The sequence below is a fragment of the Priestia sp. TRN 1309 genome, assembly GCF_050846875.1.
Taxonomy (GTDB): domain Bacteria; phylum Bacillota; class Bacilli; order Bacillales; family Bacillaceae_H; genus Priestia; species Priestia zanthoxyli.
In genome coordinates this window covers 616,328-638,363 of sequence record NZ_JBOZGM010000004.1, presented here as the reverse complement: position 1 = coordinate 638,363, position 22,036 = coordinate 616,328, and the positions used below count along the sequence as shown (strand labels likewise).

Sequence of the window (22,036 nt, the reverse complement as noted above, 5' to 3'; positions counted from 1 at the left end):
AAACATTTTAAAAGATAAATTGACATTTGAAGCTATTTTTGAAAAAATGAATTATAATAAAGATAAGGTTTATCGTATTCGAGGTGATAGAGATGTTAGCTGATAAAATCCGTTTAACGGCCAAAGAAATTTTAGAAAAAGAATTTAAAACAGGCATGAGAGGCTATAATCAAGAGGAAGTAGATAAGTATCTAGATTCTGTTATTAAAGATTATGAAGCATTTCATGAAGAAATTGAAGCATTACAAACTGAAAATTTACGCTTAAAAAAGCAAGTAGAAGAGTTATCCAAAAAGCCGCAACAACCTTCGTTTACCCCGCCGCCGGCTCAACAGCAGCAGCAAGCGGGTACGACAAACTTTGATATTTTAAAACGTTTGTCAAACTTAGAAAAACATGTGTTTGGAAGTAAATTATACGAATAACCTAAAAATAGGAGTTGCATTCAACTCCTATTTTTATTATACTAAGGAAAGTCGTTATCAATAACGTTCGGGTAATTGCTGCATCACATATGAGGATGTAGAGGAAAGTCCATGCTCGCACAGACTGCGATGTCTGTAGTGTTCGTGCCTAGCGAAGTCATAAGCTAGGGTAGCTGTTAAAAGCTAACGGCGGGGAAAAAGCCTAAGTCTTTTTAAGATATGGCTTGACTACTCTGAAAGTGCCACAGTGACGAAGTCTTATCAGAAATGATAAGAGTGGAACGAGGTAAACCCCTCGAGCGAGAAACCCAAATAATGGTAGGGGAACTTTCTGGAAGGAACTGAACGGAAGGAAGGACAAAATGGTTACATTTTGTAGATAGATAATTGCCACCGGAGTACGAGGTAGCTAGCCGCTTGCAGTACAATGGTACAAAACATGGCTTACAGAACGTTATTGAAAAGCAATCGACAATAGTTGTTATACACTATATTTTAATCCAACCCAGCTCTTCATATAACGGAAGAGCTTTTTTTATGTCAAAATGACAGCTTATCATAAGCTGTCATTTTTTTTGTACAATCAGGCTGAGCTTGTTGTCAGCCTCAGGTCTTAGGAGAAAATAAAGCTCTAGCTCGTTTTGAAAAAACGTTATCATCCTTAAACTAAGTATATAGAGAAGCGAAAGGAGGAAACAAAATGAAAAAAGTTGGTTTGTTTTTGATTGGAGCGGTAGCTGCTATCGTTCTTCTTGCAAATGCTGGCCCCATGGTAGGACTTGCGCTTGGCTTGGTTATTTTGTACGTAGCATTTAAAGGGTTTGTTAAAGCAGAGACCCTCTTTAAAAAATGGTTCTGGGGGTTTATTGGTGTCGTCGTACTCTTAACAACCGTTTCAAACCTTCCGGCTCTTGCTGGTATCATCGCAGCAGTAGTACTTTACATTGTATATAAAAAGTGGAACAGCAGCAGGCCTATAAAAATGGAAAAAGAAGATCCGTTTAAGCACTTTGAACGTCAGTGGGCTGACTTAAATCAAAAATAATAAAATTTCACTTTATTATCTAAGGAGATGAACAAAATGAGAAACTTATTTACTCGAATGAAAGAAACGATTTCTGCAGACCTTCATCAATTACTTGATCACAAAGAACAAAAAAATCCAATTGCTTCGTTAAATCACTATTTGCGCCAATGCGAGCAGGAGACTGAAAAGGTAAGGCAGCTTGTTGAGCGGCAGCACACGTTAAAAGAGCAGTTTAATCGCGAATACCATCTGGCACTTGACATGATGAAAAAACGTCATGAGCAAGCACAAGTGGCGCAAGCAGCTGAAGAAGCAGAATTACATGAATTTATTGTAAAAGAGCATGCTCACTACGAAGAGAGAGCAAAGCGTGTAAAAGAATCTTATGAAGATGCATCCAAGCAGTTAGAAGAGCTTGAACAAAAGTATGAAGAAATGAAGCATAAGGTAAAAGATATGCATATTCGCCGTATGGAACTAATGGGGCGCGAAAATATTGCCCGTGCGCACCATCGTATGAATTCAGTAATGAAAACGGAAGCATCTTATGCGTCCTACAGTCAGTTTGACGAAATGGAAACCTATATTGACCAGCTTGAAAATCAAATTAATACAAATTACTACAGACAAACGGTAGACAGCAAGATTGCTGAATTAGAAAAAAGAGTAAAATCATCGTAAAAAATCAGTGTTTCTGCATAAAACATGGTATTCTAAAAAAGGCGTAGGTTTCTGCGTCTTTTTAAGGTGAGAGAATAGATATCTGCAGCATCCAAAGAACGCTATGTCATCTACGAGGAGAAAGGAGAGGGAGCTGTGCAAAGCGTAAACAAAACAGAATCTCTTATGTTCATTTTTATTTGCAGCTTATTTGTCCTGTTTATTGAAATTATGTTTTTTCACAGCGGCTTGATCTTTTCTGTATTAATTGCCGGTGCGTTCATGTATATTGGGCGAAAAAAAATGAGAAGAAAATTAGGGCGTATGTTATTTTGGATTGGCGTTATTGGGCTTGTGTTGAATATATTTAATACGGTTGCCTTTAAGTTTTTAGTTATTGCTCTTTTCCTGTACTTTTTACTTAGATTTATTCAATTACGAAAGCATCCGGTTGAATTTAGACCAACTGACGAGTTGACACAGCAGCCAAACCAAAGTTTGGTGCAGGTCCGGCCGGTTTTGACGAATAAACTTCTTGGTAGTCAAAGAACCGAAGACTCCGTATACGAATGGGATGATATTAATATTCAAAGCGTATGGGGAGACATTGTGATTGATTTAAGCAATACTGTTCTGCCAAAAGGCGATGCGGTTATCTTTATTCGTCAAGTGTTTGGAAATATTAAAGTGCTCATTCCTTACGAAACAGAAGTATCTGTGAATCATTCTAAACTAGCAGGAAACGTAACGGTTTTTGGCCATCAGCGCGGCTTTTCGTTCAATGAAAATTTGTCTATCAAAACAGAGGAATTTGATCAATCTGCTCATAGGGTGAAGATTGTTACAACTGTTGTGATTGGAGATTTAGAGGTGCAAAGGATATGAGTATTCTTCAACGGCAGTTATTGTGGGGGATTTTCTTAAGTTTTTTTGTATTTGTATCCGTGCTCCTTACCGTGTTTTTTGCATATCCTGTTTTTCAACTTAGCGACTTATGGAAAACGAGCGTATTTGGCATGCCTTTTGTGCTGTTTTCCTTCAGTTTAAGCCTTACGATTGGAAGTGTGATTGGAGGAATCATGGGGTTTATGTGGAGACAGCAGTGGGCATATGTTGAAAACCGATTATATGAAATAGAAAATGGCCACCGGCATATGTCGGCAAATGAACCGCTTATTCAAGAAACGTCTCGAATTATAAGCCGTTTAAACAAAGTAGATCATAAAATGATTCTTCAAGCGCAGCAATCTCAAAAGATGGCAACGGAAAAAGTGGAAAATCAGCAAAAGCAAGTGCAAGAAATTGTTTCTCAAGAACGAAATCGGCTTGCTAGAGAACTGCATGACTCCGTTAGTCAGCAGCTATTTGCCGCTTCGATGCTTATGTCTGCTATTACGGAATCCAATCTTACGCTACAAGACTCTGAAGCTAAGCAATTAAAGATGGTTGAAAAAATGATTAATCAATCACAGCTTGAAATGAGGGCTTTGCTTCTTCATCTTCGTCCTGCAGCATTAAAAGGAAAATCGCTACAGGCTGGAATGAAAGAACTGATGAATGAGCTTGCTCAAAAAGTACCGCTTGAATTAAATTGGAAAATAGAAGGGTTTGAACTTGATAAAGGCATTGAAGACCACTTGTTTAGAATTTTGCAAGAATCCGTATCAAATACGCTGCGTCATGCAAATGCAACAGCTTTAGACGTGCTGCTGATCAAACGTGACTTTTCCATTATTTTACGTATTGTGGATAACGGAGTTGGTTTTGATGTAGAAAAGGAGAAAGTCGGATCGTACGGTCTGCAAAATATGTATGAACGCGCAGTTGAAATTGGAGGCCTATTAAAAATTATTAGTTTGCCCGACAAAGGAACAAAGCTAGAAGTAAAAGTACCGTTAGTAGAAAGAGAGGAGAAGCAAAATGATTAATGTACTGTTAGTAGATGACCATGAAATGGTTCGTATTGGCGTAGGAGCGTATTTGTCGGCTCAAACAGACATTCATGTAATAGCTGAAGCAGCCAATGGCCAACAGGCCGTTGAATTAGGGCTTCAGCTGCGCCCGGATATTATTTTAATGGATTTAGTCATGGAAGAAATGGACGGGATTGAAGCAACAAAACAGCTCATTAAGCAGTGGCCGGAAGCAAAAGTAATTATTGTCACTAGCTTTCTAGATGACGAAAAAGTATATCCCGCTCTAGAGGCAGGGGCAACAAGCTACTTATTAAAAACGTCTAAAGCAGGAGAAATTGCAGCTGCTATTCGCCGTACATATGAGGGGGAATCTGTATTAGAGCCTGAAGTAACCGGTAAAATGATGTCTAAAATGAGAAAGCCGTCTTTACCTCATGAAGAACTCACAGCTCGTGAAATGGAAATTTTACTTTTAATGACACAGGGTAAAACAAATCAAGAGATTGCAGACGAATTATTTATTGCGCTAAAGACGGTAAAAACACATGTGAGCAATTTATTAAGTAAGCTGGATGTGCAGGACCGAACTCAAGCCGTCATTTATGCCTTTAAACACAAATTAGCGCAGTGAGAATCGTTATTCAAAAGAGAATAACGATTTTTTTTGTGAAAAACCTATTTTTTTGCATGTATTCATTATAAAATAGCGATATGCGTAAAGGCGAACGCTTACGTAAAAGCACTATTTTGAGGGGTTGAGCACATGGAAAAGAAATGGTGGAAAGAAGCTGTTGCGTATCAAATCTATCCGCGAAGCTTCATGGATTCAAACGGCGACGGAATTGGTGACATTCAAGGGGTTATTTCAAAATTAGACTATTTATCTGATCTTGGAATTGATGTCATTTGGATTTGCCCGATTTATCAGTCTCCTAACGACGATAATGGCTACGATATCAGTGATTATAAAGATATTATGAAAGATTTTGGAACAATGGAAGACTTTGATGAGCTGTTAGATGAAGTTCACCATCGCGGAATGAAGCTGATTATGGATTTAGTTATTAACCATACTTCAGATGAACATCCTTGGTTTTTAGAATCTAGGTCTGCTAAAGAGAATCCATATCGTGATTATTATATCTGGCACGAAGGTAAAGATGGAAAAGAGCCAAACAACTGGGAATCTATTTTTAGCGGATCAGCTTGGGAGTTCGACGAAAAGACAAAAGAATATTACATGCACGTATTTTCTAAAAAACAGCCCGATTTAAACTGGGAAAACAAAAAAGTACGTCATGAGCTTTATGAAATGGTTAACTGGTGGTTAGATAAAGGAATTGACGGCTTTCGTGTAGATGCTATTTCGCATATTAAGAAAGTGGCCGGCTTCCCAGATCTGCCGAACCCTGAAAAGCTAGATTATGTGCCATCGTTTGAAGGGCATATGAATCGACCGGGAATTCAAGAACATTTAAAAGAGCTAAAAGAAAAAACGTTTGCCAAATACGATATTATGACGGTTGGAGAGGCAAATGGTGTAACATCGGACAGCGCAGATGAGTGGGTAGCTGAAGATGGCGGAAACTTCAATATGATTTTTCAGTTCGAGCATATGGGACTGTGGGATAAAGGAGAAGAAAAACCGCTTGATTTAATCGAGTTAAAAACAATCTTAACTAATTGGCAAAATGGTTTAGAAAAAATTAACGGCTGGAACGCTTTATATTTAGAAAATCATGACCAAATTCGTTCTGTAAATAAATTCGGCAGCACAGCTTACCGAGTGGAAAGTGCAAAGTGCTTAGCTGCACTATACTTTTTAATGAAAGGAACACCGTTTATTTATCAAGGACAAGAACTTGGAATGACCAATGTTAAATTTGATTCTATTGATGATTATGATGATGTTGGGATGATTAACTACTACCGTATTCAGCGTGAAAAAGGCGATTCACATGACGAGATTATGAAAGTTATTTGGGAAACAGGCCGCGATAACTCAAGGACGCCAATGCAGTGGAATACAGAAAAAAATGCAGGATTTTCTACCGGAAACCCTTGGATGAAAGTGAACCCAAATTACGTAGACATTAACGTAGAAGAGCAGAAAAGTGATAAGAATTCGGTACTGAATTTTTACAAACAGCTCATTAAAATTAGAAAACAGCATGATGTGCTGGTGTATGGAACTTATAAGCTGTTGGCAGAAGAAGATTCCGCTATTTACGCGTATACGCGAACATTAGAAGGTAAAACCGCTGTTGTTATTTGTAATATGTCACCGAATAATCAAACGTTCGAGTTTCCTTCAGAGAGCTCATTTACAAACATAGAAGTGCTGATTCATAATTATCCGTTGGATAAAAACGAAACGCTTGAACAATGTACGCTGCACCCATATGAAACACGTGTATACTTACTTTCATAAACAAGTTGAGCAACCGATTGCGCAATTTTAAAATGGAAAGCTTTTAAAAACAAATCTATATGCGACATATGTAAAGAAACTGCTGGCTCTACCAAGAGCGAGCAGTTTCTGCATTTTGATAAAAAGACGGAGAAAGCTTTGACTACGGCGCATGTATATGGTACTTTTACACTTAGTGTAGATAATTAGAAACAAAATGAGGTTGAAAAATGGCGAAATATAAAATTATTGCAACAGCAGCAATGGGAATTGAAGCACTAGTGGCTAAAGAAGTGCGTGCTTTAGGATATGAATGTGAAGTAGATAATGGCAAGGTTATCTTTGAAGGAGACGAGCTTGCAATTGCTCGATGCAATTTATGGCTTCGTACAGCAGATCGAATTAAAGTACAGGTTGGACAGTTCAAAGCTCGTACGTTTGATGAGCTTTTTGAACAAACAAAAGCATTAAATTGGGGAGATTATTTGCCCGTAGATGCACAGTTTCCTGTATCGGGAAAATCAGTTAAATCTAAATTGTTCAGCGTATCAGATTGTCAAAGCATTGTAAAAAAAGCAATTGTTGACAGCATGAAAAAACATTATAACAAAACAACAGGCTGGCTCGAAGAAACGGGGTCAACGTTTAAAATTGAAGTAGCGTTATTAAAAGATGTTGCTACATTAACAATTGACGCAAGCGGTGCAGGACTTCATAAGCGCGGTTACCGCGTAGGACAAGGGGAAGCTCCTTTAAAAGAAACGCTGGCAGCTGCTTTAATTATGCTAACGCCGTGGAATGCGAATCGTCCGTTTGTCGATGTTTTCTGCGGTTCTGGTACAATTGCTATCGAAGCAGCGCTTATCGGTCAAAATATTGCACCAGGATTTAATCGTGACTTCTTATCAGAAGAGTGGCCGTGGATGTCAGCAAGCATTTGGGACAAAGCGCGCGAAGAAGCAGAAGACTTAGCGAACTATGACCAAGTGCTAGATATTGCTGGTCATGATATTGACCATCGTATGGTAAAAGTAGCGGAGCAAAATGCATTTGAAGCTGGACTTGGAGATTTAATTCAATTTAAGCAAATGCAAGTGCGCGATTTTACGACGCCGAAAGAATATGGAATCATTATTGGTAACCCTCCGTACGGCGAACGTTTAAGCGATCGTCCTTCTGTTGAAAAAATGTACGCTGAAATGGGCGAAGCGTTTTCTAAGCTTGATACGTGGTCGATTTATATGCTTACATCTCATGAACAGTTTGAACAGTACTACGGTAAAAAAGCGACGAAAAAACGCAAATTGTTTAACGGATTTATTAAAACAGACTACTATCAGTACTGGGGACCTCGTCCTCCACGCAACGATCAATAAATACAAAAAGCCAAGCGGTGTAAAAACAGCTTGGCTTTTTTACGTTATTTCTTTTTTAAACCGCGATAAGCTAGCATTCCAAACATGCCTATCCCGAGCACGACAATTAATAAAATAAACCAAAACGTAGCATTAAGCAGGTATTTATATAGTCCGTCATAATAATCATGCATGTACTCACCCCATTATGTTTTTTTATAGTATGGGCGAGTAGCAGGGCAATATATGTATTCATTTCTTTTCAATAGCAGGCTTAAAACGAGAAATGATTAGCTTATTTCTAACATATTTACGAAAGGGAAATCTCATACTAAAACCTAAGAGGTGATAAAATGAGAAAAAATCGATCAGCACGGGTTTTTGGCGGGATGATGCTTCTTTCATGGTTAACCATCCCTTTTATAGGACGACAGCATATTAAGCGCTATTTATCATCTACTATGTTTATTTCCTTTTTAATTATGGTTGAAAGCTATATTGCTGAAAAAAAGAAGTGGTGGATATTCCCTAATCCTCCTCATCCATATTTAACAGGTGAAGCTGCTTTACTTTTAGGTCCATTTTTAGCAGGTTCTTTATGGATTAAAAAGTTCACATATGGCCATTTTGGAAGGTATATGTTATTAAATGCAATCGTAGATACATTTTTTGTTTATCCTTTTCAACGAGCTATGAGCCGTGCAAAGCTTTTTAGGGTAGGCACATTTAAAGAGTACCATTTGCTAGGTATCTTTCTGTTAAAAGCTGCTTTAATGTACGTTTACCAACACCTAATAGTAGAGAAACCGAAACCTCAGCGTGCTTTAAAAAATAATCCTATAGAATAAAGGGGCAGGCAGGGAAGCGTGATTTTCTTGCCTGCTATTTTAATGCCCCAGAGGTCATTCCTGAAATGAAATGCTTTTGCAAAAACACGTACGCAATCAATAATGGAATAGAAGAAAGAACGACTGCTGAAAACAGCATAGGGTAATTGGTTAGAAATTCCCCTTGAAAGTCCAATAATGCAATAGGCAGCGTTTTTACTTCTTTAGATTTTAATAATAGCAAAGGGAATAACAGATCATTCCACACGATCACAAACGAAAAAATTCCTACTGTAGCCATTGAAGGTATGGAGAGTCGAAGAGCGATTTTTGAATATATTTTCCACTCTGACGCCCCGTCCATGCGAGCGGCTTCGAATAGTTCCTTTGGCAAAGTTTTCATAAACCCCGTTATAATAAACACACCGATAGGAAGCAAAAAACTTATGGAGACGATAATGACCCCTGTTAGCGTATTGACCAGTCCAAGCTTATTCATCAGCAAAAAGACAGGAATCATATTGACTTGAGTAGGGACAATCATTCCGCAAACAAAAAAGCCGTATACAATCCATCCAAGCTTTTGAGGTAGCTGAATAATAGCGTAAGCAATCATGCTTGAAAACCATAGAATAAAAAACGTGCTAAAGACGGTAACAATCACGCTGTTTTTAATATAGCCAAAGATGGGTTCATTGACGAGCAGCTGTTTATAATTTTCAATATTCCAGCCTGCTGGTAATCCAATTGGGTTGCTGTAAAGTTCAGGCGTTGTTTTAAAGGTTGTTAATAAAACCAAGCTTAAGGGCAACAGAATGATTAAACCGTATATCCCTAAAATCAGATGTCTGAATGGATTTTGTTTCATAAAAGAATCTCCTTTTACATTTTGGTCAGGCGAAGTACGCGAAATTGAAGAAACGTTAAAAGAGCAATCACAATCATAAATACAACGGAAATGGCAGAGGCATAGCCAAAACGAAAATTAATAAAAGCTTCGTGATAAAGAAGTGTCGAAAGAATTTCAGTTGAGTTGGAGGGACCTCCATTTGTCATTGCAATGATTAAATCAAATGCTTTAAAGCTTTGTATGGTCGTATAAGCCACAACCATTGTCGTAGCTGGAGCTAAAAGAGGCCACGTAATGCGCTTGAATTTTTGCCATCGTGTTGCTCCATCAATACTAGCAGCTTCATATAACTCACTGGGAATAGCTTGAATTCCAGCTACAAAAATAATAAGCATTTGACCAGTATGTGCCCAAAATTGTACAAAAGCCAAGCTGTAAATGGCGATATGTCCATTTCCGATCCAAGACTGTGTCCAATGCTCAAGGCCTATTGTACTTAAAAATAGGTTAACTCCTCCAATGTTGGGGTCATACATAAAGTTCCACGTGAACGCAATCGACACGGATGAAATAATCGTCGGTACAAAAAAGAGTGAGCGATAAAATGTATTCCATGCAGAATTTCTATAAAGTAAGAGTGCAAAGCCTAAGCTCAATAACGTTTGAAAGATCAGCACGCCAATTGTGAACTTTAAGTTGTTTGTAAGAGACTGTGTAAAAATAGCATCGTTTGTTAAAATTTCTTTGAAGTTTTGAAACCCTACAAATGAGAACTGAGAAGACAATCCATTCCAATCAGTTGTACTTAAAAATAAAGCAGAAAGCGTTGGCAATGCAAAGAAAACCGTATATATGACAAAACCAGGAAGCAAAAACAACCATAGATGCCTGCTTTTAGAGATATTTTTAAATGAAAAGAGAGGAAAAGAGAACGAAGGGGTTCTCTTTTCTTCCTCTTGAATAGACGTATTAGTTTTTAGCGACACGTTCTACCTCTCCTTGTGCTTTTTCAGCAGCTTTTTTCGCTGACATACCGGATAGTACGTCCTGTACAGATGTTTCAACAGCTTTTGATACGCGCTCATTTAAAATGGTAAATCGAGGTTGGAAGACCGTTTTTTTGTCTTTCCACTTTGCGCTTTCTTTGAGTTCAGGTGAATCATATTTCACGTCTTTGACCGTTAATAACTGGCCAGTAGCATTTGCATACTCAGAAGAAATCTTTGGATCTGCAAGGAAAGTTAAAAATTTCTTAGCAGCTTCTTTGTGTTTTGATTTTTCAGCAACACCTAATAAGAATGTTGTGGTATGAACACCTTCGTATTTGGCTTTATCTTGATCCACTGTAATCGGTGCAAGCAAACCTTGATCAATCTTTGGATTTTGCTGTTTTACTGTAGCCATCATATAAGAACCTTGAGCAAGCATTGCGCCTTTTTCCTGAGCAAAAAGTGCTGCAGCACTTTCTTTTTTCGTACCAAGAGCATCTTTTTGGAAGTAACCTTTATCATTTAATTCTTTAATTTGAGATAGGGTTTTGATAAACCATTCATCAGTTAGCTTGCGCTTGCCCGTTTCTACTTCGTGAAGGGCGTTATTTGTAGGTTCGTTATTCATAATCATTGGGTTAATAAATTGAGAAGGACTTACGTCTCCTGAAAATAAAATCGGCGTGTAACCATTTTTCTTTAATGTTTCAGCTGTTTTTAAAAAGCTATTCCAGTCTTTAGGAACATCTAAATTTAGTTTTTCAAAAATGCCTTTGTTATAGACAGGGATGTTATAGACTAGCTGATAAGGAAGAGCATATTGCGTATTATCCGCTTTACCCGCTTGGATTAGCTTTTCGTCAAATTTGCTGAGTAAGTTTTGGTCGTCCAGCTTTGCAAAACCGTTTGCTTTGCGAATCGTTTCAAATTGACTTCCTGGAAAACTAGCAAATACATCGATGCCTTCTCCAGATAGTAGAGATCCTTGAATTTGTGATTGATATGAATCCGAAGGAAAGACGGTCATCTCTACATGAATATTTGGGTTTTTCTTTTCAAATTGCTCAATGATAGAATCAAAGGCTTTCGTATCTTCTCCTCGCCAATGCGTAAAGTTAATGGTTACTTTTTTTGAAGAATCGCTGCTGTCGCCGCTTGTTGAACTGTTTTTGCCGCAGCCGGCGATGATCACGGTGAGCATTGCTAACAGAATTAATAATTTTTTCATTTTAGTTCCCCCATTTATAGAATTCTTTTTAGATAGTTATTGGTCAATTTTGATACGATTGGTAGATGCTTGGTCAAAGAAATGAGCATGATTCATTTGAAAATGAAACGGAAAGTGCTGATGAACTTGAATATGTTCATCCCCAGGGATTTTAGCCACAAAGAGCTGCTCTCCTAAACTGCTGTATAGTATGTACTCTGCTCCTAATAACTCAGACACATCTACCGGTAATGAAATATGAGGAGCATCAGAAAAGGCGCGCGTAATATGCTCGGGTCGAATTCCTACAGTAATGAATTGATTATTGTAGCCTTTTTCATGTAACGAATGCATTTGATTTTCTGTCAGTTGAAACTCATGTTCACTGATGTACAGTTTGCTGTTCACTACTTTTCCTGTGAAAAAGTTCATTCCCGGTGAGCCTATAAAACTGGCTACAAACGTATTCTCTGGAGCATTATACACTTGCATAGGTGAACCTATTTGCTGAATTTTTCCGTCTTTCATAACTACGATTCTGCTTGCCATCGTCATGGCTTCTGTTTGATCGTGGGTTACATAAATAATGGTCGTCTGCAGCCTCTGATGAAGCTTACTGATTTCAGCACGCATTTGTACGCGAAGCTTCGCATCAAGGTTAGACAAAGGCTCATCCATTAAAAAAATTTGGGCATTCCGTACAATGGCTCTTCCTAAAGCCACTCGCTGACGCTGACCTCCTGATAATGCTTTTGGCTTGCGTTTTAAATAGGGTTCTAAGTCCAAAATACGAGCCGCTTCACGAACGCGCTCATCAATTTCTTGTTTTGGGACTTTGCGGAGCTGCAAGCCAAATGCCATGTTGTCGTAAACCGTTAAATGAGGGTAAAGCGCGTAGTTTTGAAACACCATTGCAATATCCCGGTCCTTAGAAGGTAAATCGTTTGCACGATCTCCATTAATAAGCAATTCTCCTTCTGTTATCGATTCAAGGCCGGCGATCATTCGAAGGGTAGTGGATTTGCCGCACCCTGAAGGTCCTACAAATACAATAAATTCTTTGTCTTGAATATGAAGATTAAAATTATCAACTGCAAGACTATCTTTTCCGTATTTTTTATACACATGCTGCAACTGCAGTTCTGCCATTTTTTTCTCCTCTCAGCAGGCTTTTAAAAAATAAAAGCCTCTAATTGCACAGACGGATTGTACGTGTATCTGGCAATTAGAGGCTATCGGTTGACCGGTAAGCCTGTAGTATGTAGTTTTGAGTGATTGAATCTGTAAGTAATTTTAAAATATATTATTCCTATATGTCAAGTGAGAATTAAAATATTTTAATAAGTTCGATTATTTTTCTTAAATGAAAGAATCCATTTATTAAGCCAGAGATGCTGGTTTTGAGAATAAAATAAACAGCTGGTGTATAGAATGATAGTATTCACTTTTATAGTAAGCACTACAGAGAGAGGATGTTTATAAATGGATAGAAACACGCAGTTCACTATGATTCGGCAAGCGTTGGAAAACAGCTATCATTTAATGCAGCAGGGAATAGAAGTTAGCGGAGAGACGCTTACTCAGCTGGAACAAGCAAAAGCCGAGTATGAAGCGGCCTTTTTATTGTCTCAGTCCACGGATTCCAAATTCCGCTGTAATTAATTTTTTAATAGCACTTATTCCGTTTGCGTTCTATACACCCAGCTTTTATACAAAAAGGTTCTGTCCTTACAGGCAGAACTTTTTTATGTTCAGCTCTTTTTATTGACATTTTAGATAAAGTAGTCAATAATTAAGTTTTGCTTACATGAGAAATTTACTAGATAAAAAGAAGTGAAGCTAATTTTTATTGATAGATATTTACATAAATAAAGGAGTCAGTATCGATGATGAGAGAGCGGTTGCCTTTTACAATTGAGCGGGATGAAAACTTTTTTGACAAATTAAATGAATGGATAGGTGATGTTTTTTATGATCATCTTCCAGACGCAGGATTAGAACTTCGGGATGAACAAATTTTTATGGCTTTTCAAATCGAACGAGCTTTTAAAGAAAAAAATGTAATCTTTGCAGAAGCAGGTGTAGGAACAGGGAAAACCATTGTGTATTTACTGTACGCTATTTGTTATGCAAGGTATATTGGCAAGCCGGCTATTATTGCCTGTGCGGATGAAACATTAATTGAACAGTTAGTAAAAGCCGAAGGAGACATTGCCAAGCTCTCTGGTATTTTAGATATTAACATGGATGTTCGCCTAGCAAAATCTCAAGATCAGTATCTGTGTTTAAAGAAATTAGATGCTGTGACAGCACGAACAGATAATGAAAACATTGAAGAAATTTACGATACGCTTCCTGATTTTGTTCATGATCATAGTGGTATGCAGTCGTTCTATCACTACGGAGACCGTAAAGAATATCCTCATTTAACGGATGAGGAATGGAATCAAATTAACTGGGATACGTTTCAAGATTGCTCTTCCTGTGAGCAGCGTCATAGATGTGGCTTAACGCTTTCACGCGAGCACTATAGAAAAGCACATGACTTAATTATTTGCTCTCACGATTTTTACATGGAACACATTTGGACATATGAAGCCCGCAAGCGTGAAGGACAGCTTCCGCTTCTTCCTGAAAGCAGCTGTGCTGTATTTGATGAAGGTCACCTGCTGGAATTTGCTGCACAAAAGGCTTTAACGTATCGCATTCAAGAAGATACGTTAGAAAACTTGTTAACGCGTCTATTAGAAAATGACGTGCGAGAAGAATTTGCTGTGAAGATCGAGCACGCTATCGATGTGTATGCAATGTTCTTTGACCGTTTAAGTGAAGCAAGCACAGAAATCGTTGGTTCTAGCCGTAAAGAAGTAGCCCGAACAAACGGATTACAAAGTGTAGGAAAAGAACTTTTATCGCTGCTTGAACATATCGGAAACGAGCTTGTGTTTGAGAGTGAGACCTATACAGTAGACGAATATACGCTGCGAATTGTAGATGAGTACCTAGATCAAATTGATTATTCGCTGCGCTTATTTATGGACAACGAAAATGCCATCTACTGGGTGGAAGAAAACAACTGGCAGCTGACGTTGGTTATTATGCCGCAAGCAGTAAAAGACGTCTTAAAAGAACGAGTATTTGCGAAGAAAATACCATACATTTTCACTTCTGCCACTCTTTCAGATAACCAATCGTTCGATTATTTAGCATATAGCTTAGGAATTGCAAAGCCGCTTTCTTTTTCAGTTGAATCGCCATTTGATTATGATGAGCAAATGAAAATTGCGGTGAAAAATGTTTCGGATGATCAAGAAGAAGCGTTTGCTGAAAAATTTGCCTTTGCTGTTGCTCAGCTCGAAAAAACGAACGGACGAGCACTTTTATTGTTTAACAGTAAAGAAGAACTAGAGATGTTCAAAGAAGTTTCCAAAGAGTTAAATCAGTACACATTTTTATTTGAAGGCGATCAAGAAATCAGTAAATTAGTGTCTCAGTTCCAAAGGGAAGAAGAAACGATTTTATGCGCTGTTCATTTGTGGGAAGGGTTGGATATTCCTGGACCTTCGTTATCGAATGTAATTATTTGGTCTCTGCCGTATCCGCCAAATGATCCGGTCTTTGAAGCAAAGCGCAATCAAGTAGTCGATCCATTTTGGGATGCAGATATGCCGTATATGCTTCTTCGCTTAAAGCAAGGAGTTGGAAGGCTGATTCGCTCTCATAATGATAAGGGTCTAATCACGATCTTTATGCCAAAAAGCACAGATTCAAAAGTGCGTTCAATCATTGAACAAAATGTTCCAACGAAAATAGAAAACGTATAAAAAAGCGCGGTGGCAGCCGCGCTTTTTTATATGCACAATAGATTGAATTTTCAGTTATATACACACCGTTACTATTATGATAAAATAATTTATGGTGAAATAAGGAAAGTAAGGAGGAAAAAACAATGAGAGAAGACATACAGAAAATTGAGAAACAGTTTTATGAATACATGAATAAAATCAAAAGTTATCACGAGGCAATCGGAGTGATGTACTGGGATTTGAGAACGGGTGCTCCAAAAAAAGGGGCGGATCAGCGTTCTGAAGTGATTGGCATGATGTCATCAGAAGCGTTCAATCTTTCCGTTTCTAATGAAATGGCAGGTTTTATTGAGAAATTAACGAACCCTGAGTCACAGCCTTACATAAACGATATTACGAAAAAAGCAGTGGAAGAATGTAAAAAAGAATATGACTTAAATAAAAAGATTCCTCCGCACGAATATAAAGAATACGTTACGTTAACTTCAAAAGCGGAGTCAATTTGGGAAGAAGCAAAAGAAAAAGCAGATTTTGCTTTATTTCAACCGTACCTTGAAAAAATTGTAGCGTTTAATCAGAAGTTTGTGGAGTATTGGGGGTATGAAGGAAACAAATATAACCGTTTATTAGACCTTTTTGAACCGGGAATGACGGTTGAAATTTTAGACGAGGTATTTGGAAAGCTGCGGGAGCATATTGTGCCTCTTGTTCAGCGAATCGCCGGGTCAAATACAAAGCCCAATACGGAATTTTTATTCCGTACTTTCCCAAAAGAAGCGCAAAAGCAATTTAGTCTAGACGTGTTAAAAACACTCGGCTATGATTTTGAAGCGGGGAGACTTGATGAAACCGTCCATCCTTTTGCTACTGGCTTAAACCCGGGAGATGTGCGCATCACCACTAAATATGCCGAGAACGATTTCCGAACGGCTATTTTTGGCACGATTCACGAATGTGGCCATGCTTTATATGAGCAGAATATTTCAAAGGATCTTGTTGGCACGGTTCTATGTGAAGGTACTTCAATGGGAATTCATGAATCACAGTCGCTGTTTTTTGAGCAGTTTGTCGGGAAAAATAAAGCATTTTGGCAGCATCATTACGACGTACTAAAAAAGCATGCGCCGGAACAATTTGACGATGTAGGTTTAGAAGATTTTTACCGAGCAGTAAATGAAGCAAAACCGTCTCTTATTCGTATTGAAGCAGATGAGTTAACGTATCCTCTTCATATTATGATTCGTTACGAAATTGAAAAAGGATTAATAAACGGGGAGTATAAAGTTGAGGATTTACCGGAAATTTGGAATGAGAAATACGAAGAATATTTAGGGGTTCGTCCAAGTCACGATGGAGAAGGCGTGCTTCAGGACGTACACTGGGCCGGCGGAAGCTTTGGGTACTTCCCTTCCTATGCTCTGGGCTATATGTACGCAGCGCAGTTTAAGCATACCATGTTAAAAGACTTGCCTAATTATGATGAACTCTTGGAAAAAGGAGAAATTTCGCCGATTACAAATTGGTTAACAGAACATATTCACCAGTACGGAAAAATGAAAAAACCTCTTGAAATTTTAAACGATGTGACGGGTGAAGGGCTAAATGTAGATTATTTAATTCAATATCTAGAAGAGAAATACGGACAAATTTATCACGTATAAAAAGTGCTATAACCGAATATTATGTTTTGTATTGCAAGTAAATGTTCGAAAATATCTTTTTTAGATATTTTCAAATAAAAGATTTGCTGATATAATACAAGTAACTCAATAACGCACTCATATAATGACGAGAATAAGGCTCGTAAGTATCTACCAAACTACCGTAAATAGTTTGACTATGGGTGAGCGATGAAGTTTGTTTTTCACTTTTGTGCGTAAAAGCTCAAAAACATTGCTCTACTCATATACGAGTGCAGCTATGTTTTTGAGCTTTTTTAATACAAACGTTGGAGGAACGAACTATGAAAGCTTTGCAAAACAAAATTTTAACAGATGGAATCGTATTATCGGACACGGTTTTAAAAGTAGACACATTTTTAAACCACCAAATGGATCCTGTACTGATGAAAGAAATTGGAGAAGAATTTGCTTCGCGCTTTGAAAATGCAGGAATTACGAAGATTTTAACGATTGAATCATCAGGAATTGCTCCAGCGATTATGACCGCATTGAAGCTAAACGTTGAGATGGTGTTTGCCAGAAAAAGAAAATCTTTAACACTTCAAGACGGACTCATTACATCAAAAGTATATTCATTTACAAAAAAAGAAGAAAATGAAATTTCAGTTGCTGATAAATTTATTCGAGAAGATGACGTGATTTTAATTATTGATGACTTTTTAGCAAACGGCCAAGCTGCATTCGGCTTGATGGATATCGTGCAAAAAGCAGGTGCTAAAGTAGGCGGCATTGGTATTGTTATTGAAAAAGCGTTCCAAGATGGAGGAAAACAAATTCGTAAATCAGGCGTTAAAGTAGAATCATTAGCGCGCATTCAGTCTTTATCAAATGGTAAAGTTACATTTGCTGAAGATAAACCGACAGTGGAGGTTTAATATGAATAAAGGAAAAGTCTTTTCACTTGGTTTACAGCATGTTTTAGCTATGTACGGAGGTGCGATTGTTGTCCCGCTTATTGTTGGAGGAGCCATTGGCTTGACTCAGCAGCAGCTTACGTATTTAGTGGCGATTGACTTATTTATGTGCGGTGTGGCAACGTTACTGCAAGTATGGAAAAATCGTTTTTTCGGTATTGGTCTTCCAGTTGTATTAGGGTGTACGTTTACTGCCGTAGGGCCTATGATTTCAATTGGAGGTTCTTACGGCGTTTCCTCCATATATGGTTCTATTATCGTCGCCGGTTTACTCATTGTCCTTCTTTCTGCTTTTCTAGGTAAATTGGTTAAGTTTTTCCCTCCTTTAGTTACGGGTTCGGTTGTAACGATTATTGGAATTACGTTAATTCCTGTAGCGATTAAAGATTTAGCTGGAGGAGAAGGAAGTAAAGATTTTGGCAGCTTGAGCAATTTAGGTTTAGGTTTTGGAGTTTTGCTATTAATTATTGTTCTGTATCGATTTACAAAAGGATTTATGCGCTCCGTCTCTGTGTTATTAGGATTGGTTGTTGGAACAATTGTAGCGTCTTTTATGGGGAAAGTCGATTTTTCCGGCGTAAAAGAAGAAGCGTGGATTCATATGCCGCACGTGTTTTACTTTGGGATGCCAACGTTTAATATTATGGCCATCCTGACAATGTTCCTTGTTTTACTTGTTGGCATTGTCGAGTCCACAGGCGTTTATTTTGCCGTTAGTGATATTTGTAAAAAAGAAGTGGATGAGAAAGATTTATCTAAAGGCTATCGTGCAGAAGGATTGGCGATTTTATTAGGCGGATTTTTTAACGCATTTCCTTATACAGCGTATTCTCAAAATGTAGGACTTTTACAGTTGTCAGGTGTTCGCACAAGAAATGTTGTATTTGCAGCGAGTGGGATTTTAATCATTTTGGGCTTTCTACCTAAAATCGCAGCCGTGACGACAGTTATACCGAGCTCTGTACTTGGAGGAGCTATGGTAGCCATGTTTGGGATGGTCATCTCTTCAGGTATAAAAATCCTTAGTCAAGTTGATTTAGCAAAACAAGAAAACCTTCTTGTAATTGCATGTTCGGTTGGTATGGGTCTAGGAGTGACGGTTGTACCTGAACTCTTCAAAAACTTACCAGAGAGTCTTCAAGTTCTCACTGGAAGCGGTATTGTGATGGGGAGTTTTACAGCAATCTTTTTAAATATTGTCTTTAATATGATGAAATCACCACGTGCGCAAGTTGCAGAAACAAAGTTAACAAATGAAGTAATATCGAAATAAAAAGAGGCTGGCGCCAAAATATTTTAGTTGAAGAAGATCCGAACGATTAATCGTTCGGATCTTTTCAATGTCATAGGGAACATAGCTGTAACAAGCGATTCATAGTAGATTATTTGTCCAATTTGGTCGTCTTTCCTATTAAGACCGTGTTTTGAAAAACAGTGTATAAAGCATTTTCCCCACGTCAGGATTTTTTGCCACTAATGAAATTTCTCTTTTGAATTTGAAGTCTGTAATAGGCAATGCTTTAATGTTTGAGCTTTGTAAATGGCGCATAAAAATTTCAGGGAGAATTGAAATACCTAAATTAGCTGAAATAAATCCCATAATACTTTGAGCAAATTCAATTTCATTGGCAATGGAAATTTTTAAGTTATGACGATTGTACGCTTTTTCTACTAGTGTCCGAACATCGCACCCTGGAGGGAGAACTACAATGGGTTCTTCTTTGAAATCTTCAAATGATACGCTTTCTTTTTCGGCTAACGGGTGCTGATCATTCACAAATAAATAAAAGTCTTCTTTGAATAATAATTTTGACCAGTAAGTATGTTGAATCTCTCGATCATCAAATAAAGCCCCATCAATTTGATTGCTTTCTAACTGCTCTAACAAATCATAATAGTGATGCGAGGTTTTTATATCAATATGGCGATTGTGATCTTTAGCAGAAGCCAGTTGATAAGGTAAGTAAAAAGCAGCCATACTTTGCCACGTTCCGATAGTTAAATCACAAGCTTCTTGCGTAGACACTAATTTTTTTTGAAGAGCATGAACGCTTGATAGTATGGATTCACCTTCTTGTAAAAGAATTTCACCTGCTGAGGTTAATTCTACTCCTGTAGCGGAGCGAATAAATAATGTTACTCCTAAATCTTCTTCTAGTTTTCTCATTTGCTTACTGAGCGCGGGCTGCGTCATATGCAGCTGTTCGCTTGCTTTGCTTAAGCTTTTTGTTTTGGCTGTTTCAATAAAAGACTCAAGCCATTCTGTTTTCATATTTATCACCTATAACCTTTTGTTATACCCATAGTATAGAAGGGAAGTTCTCATAAATCAACGAAGATGCTAGTGTATATAGTGTAGTTAACACAGCGCAAAGAAATTCACACAACTAGGAGGATGAATGATGTATCCAAACAAACTATATATTAACGGTGAATGGACAACAACAGAAGAGAAAATTGATGTGATTAATCCAGCAACAAAAGAAGTTATAGGACAAATTCCCAAGGCAGGCGCAAAGGAAGCAGCACTTGCCGCTGATGCAGCAGCGACAGCTTTTAAAACATGGTCGAAAAAAACCGCTCAAGAGCGCAGTGCTATTTTAATGAGATGGCATCAACTTATTGAAAATCATAAAGATGAACTAGCAGAAATTATGACAACGGAACAAGGCAAACCATTTGCAGAAGCAAAAGGTGAAGTGCAGTATGGCAATGATTATATTGCTTGGTTTGCTGAAGAAGGAAAGCGTGTATATGGTGAAACGATTCCAGCTCATCATACGCATAAACGTATTACGGTTAAAAAACAGCCTGTTGGCGTTGTAGCAGCTATTACGCCATGGAACTTCCCTGCAGCCATGATTACGCGTAAAGTGGCCCCAGCTCTTGCAGCAGGATGTACAATTGTTTTAAAACCATCTGAAGAAACACCATTTACAGCATTTCGTTTAATAGAACTCGCAGAAGAAGCGGGCGTTCCAAAAGGTGTGATCAATGTTGTTACTGGAGATGCAGCAGCTATTGGCGACACATGGCAAAAAGACGGACGCATCCGAAAATTAACATTTACTGGTTCAACAGCGGTTGGTAAGCATCTAATGCGCGGTGCTGCTGATACTGTGAAAAAATTATCGCTGGAATTAGGCGGTCATGCACCGTTTATCGTAACAGAAAATGCAGATTTAGACGCTGCTGTAAACGGCGTAATTGCTTCTAAGTTTGTCAACGCAGGTCAAACGTGCATCTGCACAAACCGCGTATACGTACAAGAATCCATTGCAGATGCTTTCGTTGAAAAATTTGCAGCAAAAGCGGCGGAATTAACAGTAGGAAACGGATTAGAAGAAGGTACACAAGTTGGACCGTTAATTAACGACAAAGCGGTTGGGAAAGTAAAAGCACAAATTGCGGATGCAAAAAGTAAAGGAGCTAAAGTTGTAGTTGGCGGACAAGCTATAACAACTAAAAACGGTTTCTTTATGGAGCCGACAATTATCACAAATGTAACTGATGACATGAATTGCATGTTTGAAGAAACGTTTGGACCATTGGCACCTGTAGCAACATTCAAAACAGTAGAAGAAGCCGTAGAACGAGCAAACAATAGCCCTTATGGTTTAGCAGCTTACGTATTTACAGAAAACATCAAAGAAGCAACATTTGTATCTGAAGAATTAGAATACGGCATTGTAGGAGTAAATGATGGCTCTCCATCTGCAGCTCAAGCTCCATTCGGCGGCTTTAAAGAAAGTGGTCTTGGACGTGAAGGAAGTCATTACGGCATTGAAGATTATTTAGAAGTAAAATATATCTCAATGGGACTTTAATAAAAAGTAGGACAAAAATAGTTTAGTCGAAGTGAAATACGAACTAGCAACTAATAATCAAAATTATTGGTTGTTAGTTCGTATTTTTTTATTGTTAAGATGGACGTAGCTTTCATGCGTTTCGTTGCTTCTAGCGGATTA

General features: G+C 38.0%; 21 protein-coding genes, 1 other RNA gene and 1 riboswitch. Of the genes, 16 read left to right on the top strand and 6 right to left on the bottom strand.

Annotated elements, in window-relative coordinates; genetic code table 11:
• Positions 1-92 precede the first annotated feature (92 nt).
• The 9 genes from gpsB to ACRPLQ_RS19415 all read left to right on the top strand — a co-directional run bounded on the left by gpsB (position 93) and on the right by ACRPLQ_RS19415 (position 7,814).
• The gene (gene gpsB, locus ACRPLQ_RS19455; protein WP_013056140.1) at positions 93-425 is read left to right on the top strand and encodes a cell division regulator GpsB; all 333 of its coding nucleotides are present in this window, start codon (positions 93-95) and stop codon (positions 423-425) included.
• Between the two features lie 63 nt (positions 426-488).
• Positions 489-877, top strand: an RNA gene (gene rnpB / locus ACRPLQ_RS19450) — RNase P RNA component class B.
• A 248-nt stretch (positions 878-1,125) separates the two neighbouring features.
• Positions 1,126-1,470: a hypothetical protein gene (locus ACRPLQ_RS19445; protein ID WP_034266529.1), complete on the top strand. Its 345-nt coding sequence runs from the start codon at positions 1,126-1,128 to the stop codon at positions 1,468-1,470.
• Between the two features lie 36 nt (positions 1,471-1,506).
• Positions 1,507-2,133, top strand: coding sequence for a PspA/IM30 family protein (locus ACRPLQ_RS19440; protein WP_028414055.1), 627 nt, complete (start codon positions 1,507-1,509; stop codon positions 2,131-2,133).
• A 135-nt stretch (positions 2,134-2,268) separates the two neighbouring features.
• Positions 2,269-2,997, top strand: a complete 729-nt coding sequence (liaF, locus tag ACRPLQ_RS19435) for a cell wall-active antibiotics response protein LiaF (protein ID WP_028414054.1) — start codon at positions 2,269-2,271, stop codon at positions 2,995-2,997.
• Positions 2,994-4,040, top strand: a complete 1,047-nt coding sequence (locus ACRPLQ_RS19430) for a sensor histidine kinase (protein ID WP_034266530.1) — start codon at positions 2,994-2,996, stop codon at positions 4,038-4,040. The genes liaF and ACRPLQ_RS19430 overlap by 4 nt, the downstream gene beginning before the upstream one ends.
• Complete coding sequence (locus ACRPLQ_RS19425; RefSeq protein WP_028414052.1) at positions 4,033-4,659, top strand: response regulator; 627 nt, start codon at positions 4,033-4,035, stop codon at positions 4,657-4,659. Before ACRPLQ_RS19430 ends, ACRPLQ_RS19425 begins: the two co-directional genes overlap by 8 nt.
• A gap of 132 nt (positions 4,660-4,791) precedes the next feature.
• Positions 4,792-6,459: a glycoside hydrolase family 13 protein gene (locus tag ACRPLQ_RS19420; protein WP_176344362.1), complete on the top strand. Its 1,668-nt coding sequence runs from the start codon at positions 4,792-4,794 to the stop codon at positions 6,457-6,459.
• 209 nt (positions 6,460-6,668) lie between these two features.
• Entirely contained in the window at positions 6,669-7,814 is a 1,146-nt protein-coding gene (locus tag ACRPLQ_RS19415) for a THUMP domain-containing class I SAM-dependent RNA methyltransferase (RefSeq protein WP_028414050.1), read from the top strand.
• Between the two features lie 44 nt (positions 7,815-7,858).
• Here ACRPLQ_RS19415 and ACRPLQ_RS19410 read toward each other — a convergent pair whose 3' ends face one another.
• The gene (locus ACRPLQ_RS19410; RefSeq protein ID WP_013056148.1) at positions 7,859-7,987 is read right to left on the bottom strand and encodes a hypothetical protein; all 129 of its coding nucleotides are present in this window, start codon (positions 7,985-7,987) and stop codon (positions 7,859-7,861) included.
• A gap of 159 nt (positions 7,988-8,146) precedes the next feature.
• On the opposite strand from ACRPLQ_RS19410, the gene ACRPLQ_RS19405 reads away from it, so the two are divergent.
• Positions 8,147-8,641 (top strand): hypothetical protein, encoded by a 495-nt coding sequence (locus ACRPLQ_RS19405; protein ID WP_028414049.1) that lies wholly within the window; start codon positions 8,147-8,149, stop codon positions 8,639-8,641.
• 34 nt (positions 8,642-8,675) lie between these two features.
• Here the strand turns inward: ACRPLQ_RS19405 and ACRPLQ_RS19400 are convergent, their stop codons facing one another.
• The 4 genes from ACRPLQ_RS19400 to ACRPLQ_RS19385 are packed head-to-tail and all read right to left on the bottom strand — an operon-like array spanning position 8,676 to position 12,815.
• Complete coding sequence (locus tag ACRPLQ_RS19400) at positions 8,676-9,488, bottom strand: carbohydrate ABC transporter permease (protein ID WP_033578442.1); 813 nt, start codon at positions 9,486-9,488, stop codon at positions 8,676-8,678.
• Positions 9,489-9,502: 14 nt separating this feature from the next.
• A complete protein-coding gene (locus tag ACRPLQ_RS19395) occupies positions 9,503-10,456 on the bottom strand; it encodes a carbohydrate ABC transporter permease (protein ID WP_243494370.1) in 954 nt (317 codons plus the stop codon).
• Entirely contained in the window at positions 10,440-11,687 is a 1,248-nt protein-coding gene (locus ACRPLQ_RS19390) for an ABC transporter substrate-binding protein (RefSeq protein ID WP_034266533.1), read from the bottom strand. The genes ACRPLQ_RS19395 and ACRPLQ_RS19390 overlap by 17 nt, the downstream gene beginning before the upstream one ends.
• Before the next feature lie 36 nt (positions 11,688-11,723).
• The gene (locus ACRPLQ_RS19385; RefSeq protein WP_033578445.1) at positions 11,724-12,815 is read right to left on the bottom strand and encodes an ABC transporter ATP-binding protein; all 1,092 of its coding nucleotides are present in this window, start codon (positions 12,813-12,815) and stop codon (positions 11,724-11,726) included.
• A 333-nt stretch (positions 12,816-13,148) separates the two neighbouring features.
• On the opposite strand from ACRPLQ_RS19385, the gene ACRPLQ_RS19380 reads away from it, so the two are divergent.
• The 5 genes from ACRPLQ_RS19380 (at position 13,149) to ACRPLQ_RS19360 (ending at position 19,341) form a co-directional block, all read left to right on the top strand.
• Positions 13,149-13,328 (top strand): hypothetical protein, encoded by a 180-nt coding sequence (locus ACRPLQ_RS19380; RefSeq protein ID WP_013056154.1) that lies wholly within the window; start codon positions 13,149-13,151, stop codon positions 13,326-13,328.
• Between the two features lie 224 nt (positions 13,329-13,552).
• Positions 13,553-15,490 carry an ATP-dependent DNA helicase gene (locus ACRPLQ_RS19375; RefSeq protein WP_432236238.1) on the top strand — a complete coding sequence of 646 codons (1,938 nt, stop codon included), beginning with the start codon at positions 13,553-13,555 and terminating at the stop codon, positions 15,488-15,490.
• 125 nt (positions 15,491-15,615) lie between these two features.
• Entirely contained in the window at positions 15,616-17,133 is a 1,518-nt protein-coding gene (locus tag ACRPLQ_RS19370; RefSeq protein WP_432236237.1) for a carboxypeptidase M32, read from the top strand.
• A 97-nt stretch (positions 17,134-17,230) separates the two neighbouring features.
• Positions 17,231-17,332, top strand: a riboswitch (purine riboswitch).
• Positions 17,333-17,435: 103 nt separating this feature from the next.
• Positions 17,436-18,029 carry a xanthine phosphoribosyltransferase gene (locus ACRPLQ_RS19365; protein ID WP_028414042.1) on the top strand — a complete coding sequence of 198 codons (594 nt, stop codon included), beginning with the start codon at positions 17,436-17,438 and terminating at the stop codon, positions 18,027-18,029.
• Between the two features lies 1 nt (position 18,030).
• Positions 18,031-19,341: a nucleobase:cation symporter-2 family protein gene (locus tag ACRPLQ_RS19360; protein ID WP_049163674.1), complete on the top strand. Its 1,311-nt coding sequence runs from the start codon at positions 18,031-18,033 to the stop codon at positions 19,339-19,341.
• 138 nt (positions 19,342-19,479) lie between these two features.
• Here the strand turns inward: ACRPLQ_RS19360 and ACRPLQ_RS19355 are convergent, their stop codons facing one another.
• Complete coding sequence (locus tag ACRPLQ_RS19355) at positions 19,480-20,340, bottom strand: LysR family transcriptional regulator (protein ID WP_034266540.1); 861 nt, start codon at positions 20,338-20,340, stop codon at positions 19,480-19,482.
• Positions 20,341-20,470: 130 nt separating this feature from the next.
• Here ACRPLQ_RS19355 and ACRPLQ_RS19350 point away from each other — a divergent pair, with 130 nt between their 5' ends.
• Complete coding sequence (locus tag ACRPLQ_RS19350; protein WP_432236236.1) at positions 20,471-21,895, top strand: NAD-dependent succinate-semialdehyde dehydrogenase; 1,425 nt, start codon at positions 20,471-20,473, stop codon at positions 21,893-21,895.
• Positions 21,896-22,036 lie beyond the last annotated feature (141 nt).

Bases quoted from the DNA above. Each gene is read 5' to 3' on its own strand.
- ACRPLQ_RS19400 (WP_033578442.1), bottom strand. From the start codon at position 9,488: ATGAAACAAAATCCATTCAGACATCTGATTTTAGGGATATACGGTTTA.
- gpsB (WP_013056140.1), top strand. From the start codon at position 93: ATGTTAGCTGATAAAATCCGTTTAACGGCCAAAGAAATTTTAGAAAAA.
- ACRPLQ_RS19360 (WP_049163674.1), top strand. From the start codon at position 18,031: ATGAATAAAGGAAAAGTCTTTTCACTTGGTTTACAGCATGTTTTAGCT.
- ACRPLQ_RS19430 (WP_034266530.1), top strand. From the start codon at position 2,994: ATGAGTATTCTTCAACGGCAGTTATTGTGGGGGATTTTCTTAAGTTTT.
- ACRPLQ_RS19390 (WP_034266533.1), bottom strand. From the start codon at position 11,687: ATGAAAAAATTATTAATTCTGTTAGCAATGCTCACCGTGATCATCGCC.
- ACRPLQ_RS19425 (WP_028414052.1), top strand. From the start codon at position 4,033: ATGATTAATGTACTGTTAGTAGATGACCATGAAATGGTTCGTATTGGC.
- ACRPLQ_RS19375 (WP_432236238.1), top strand. From the start codon at position 13,553: ATGATGAGAGAGCGGTTGCCTTTTACAATTGAGCGGGATGAAAACTTT.
- ACRPLQ_RS19420 (WP_176344362.1), top strand. From the start codon at position 4,792: ATGGAAAAGAAATGGTGGAAAGAAGCTGTTGCGTATCAAATCTATCCG.
- ACRPLQ_RS19410 (WP_013056148.1), bottom strand. From the start codon at position 7,987: ATGCATGATTATTATGACGGACTATATAAATACCTGCTTAATGCTACG.
- ACRPLQ_RS19370 (WP_432236237.1), top strand. From the start codon at position 15,616: ATGAGAGAAGACATACAGAAAATTGAGAAACAGTTTTATGAATACATG.
- ACRPLQ_RS19440 (WP_028414055.1), top strand. From the start codon at position 1,507: ATGAGAAACTTATTTACTCGAATGAAAGAAACGATTTCTGCAGACCTT.
- ACRPLQ_RS19415 (WP_028414050.1), top strand. From the start codon at position 6,669: ATGGCGAAATATAAAATTATTGCAACAGCAGCAATGGGAATTGAAGCA.
- ACRPLQ_RS19350 (WP_432236236.1), top strand. From the start codon at position 20,471: ATGTATCCAAACAAACTATATATTAACGGTGAATGGACAACAACAGAA.
- ACRPLQ_RS19385 (WP_033578445.1), bottom strand. From the start codon at position 12,815: ATGGCAGAACTGCAGTTGCAGCATGTGTATAAAAAATACGGAAAAGAT.
- ACRPLQ_RS19365 (WP_028414042.1), top strand. From the start codon at position 17,436: ATGAAAGCTTTGCAAAACAAAATTTTAACAGATGGAATCGTATTATCG.
- ACRPLQ_RS19380 (WP_013056154.1), top strand. From the start codon at position 13,149: ATGGATAGAAACACGCAGTTCACTATGATTCGGCAAGCGTTGGAAAAC.
- ACRPLQ_RS19405 (WP_028414049.1), top strand. From the start codon at position 8,147: ATGAGAAAAAATCGATCAGCACGGGTTTTTGGCGGGATGATGCTTCTT.
- ACRPLQ_RS19355 (WP_034266540.1), bottom strand. From the start codon at position 20,340: ATGAAAACAGAATGGCTTGAGTCTTTTATTGAAACAGCCAAAACAAAA.
- ACRPLQ_RS19445 (WP_034266529.1), top strand. From the start codon at position 1,126: ATGAAAAAAGTTGGTTTGTTTTTGATTGGAGCGGTAGCTGCTATCGTT.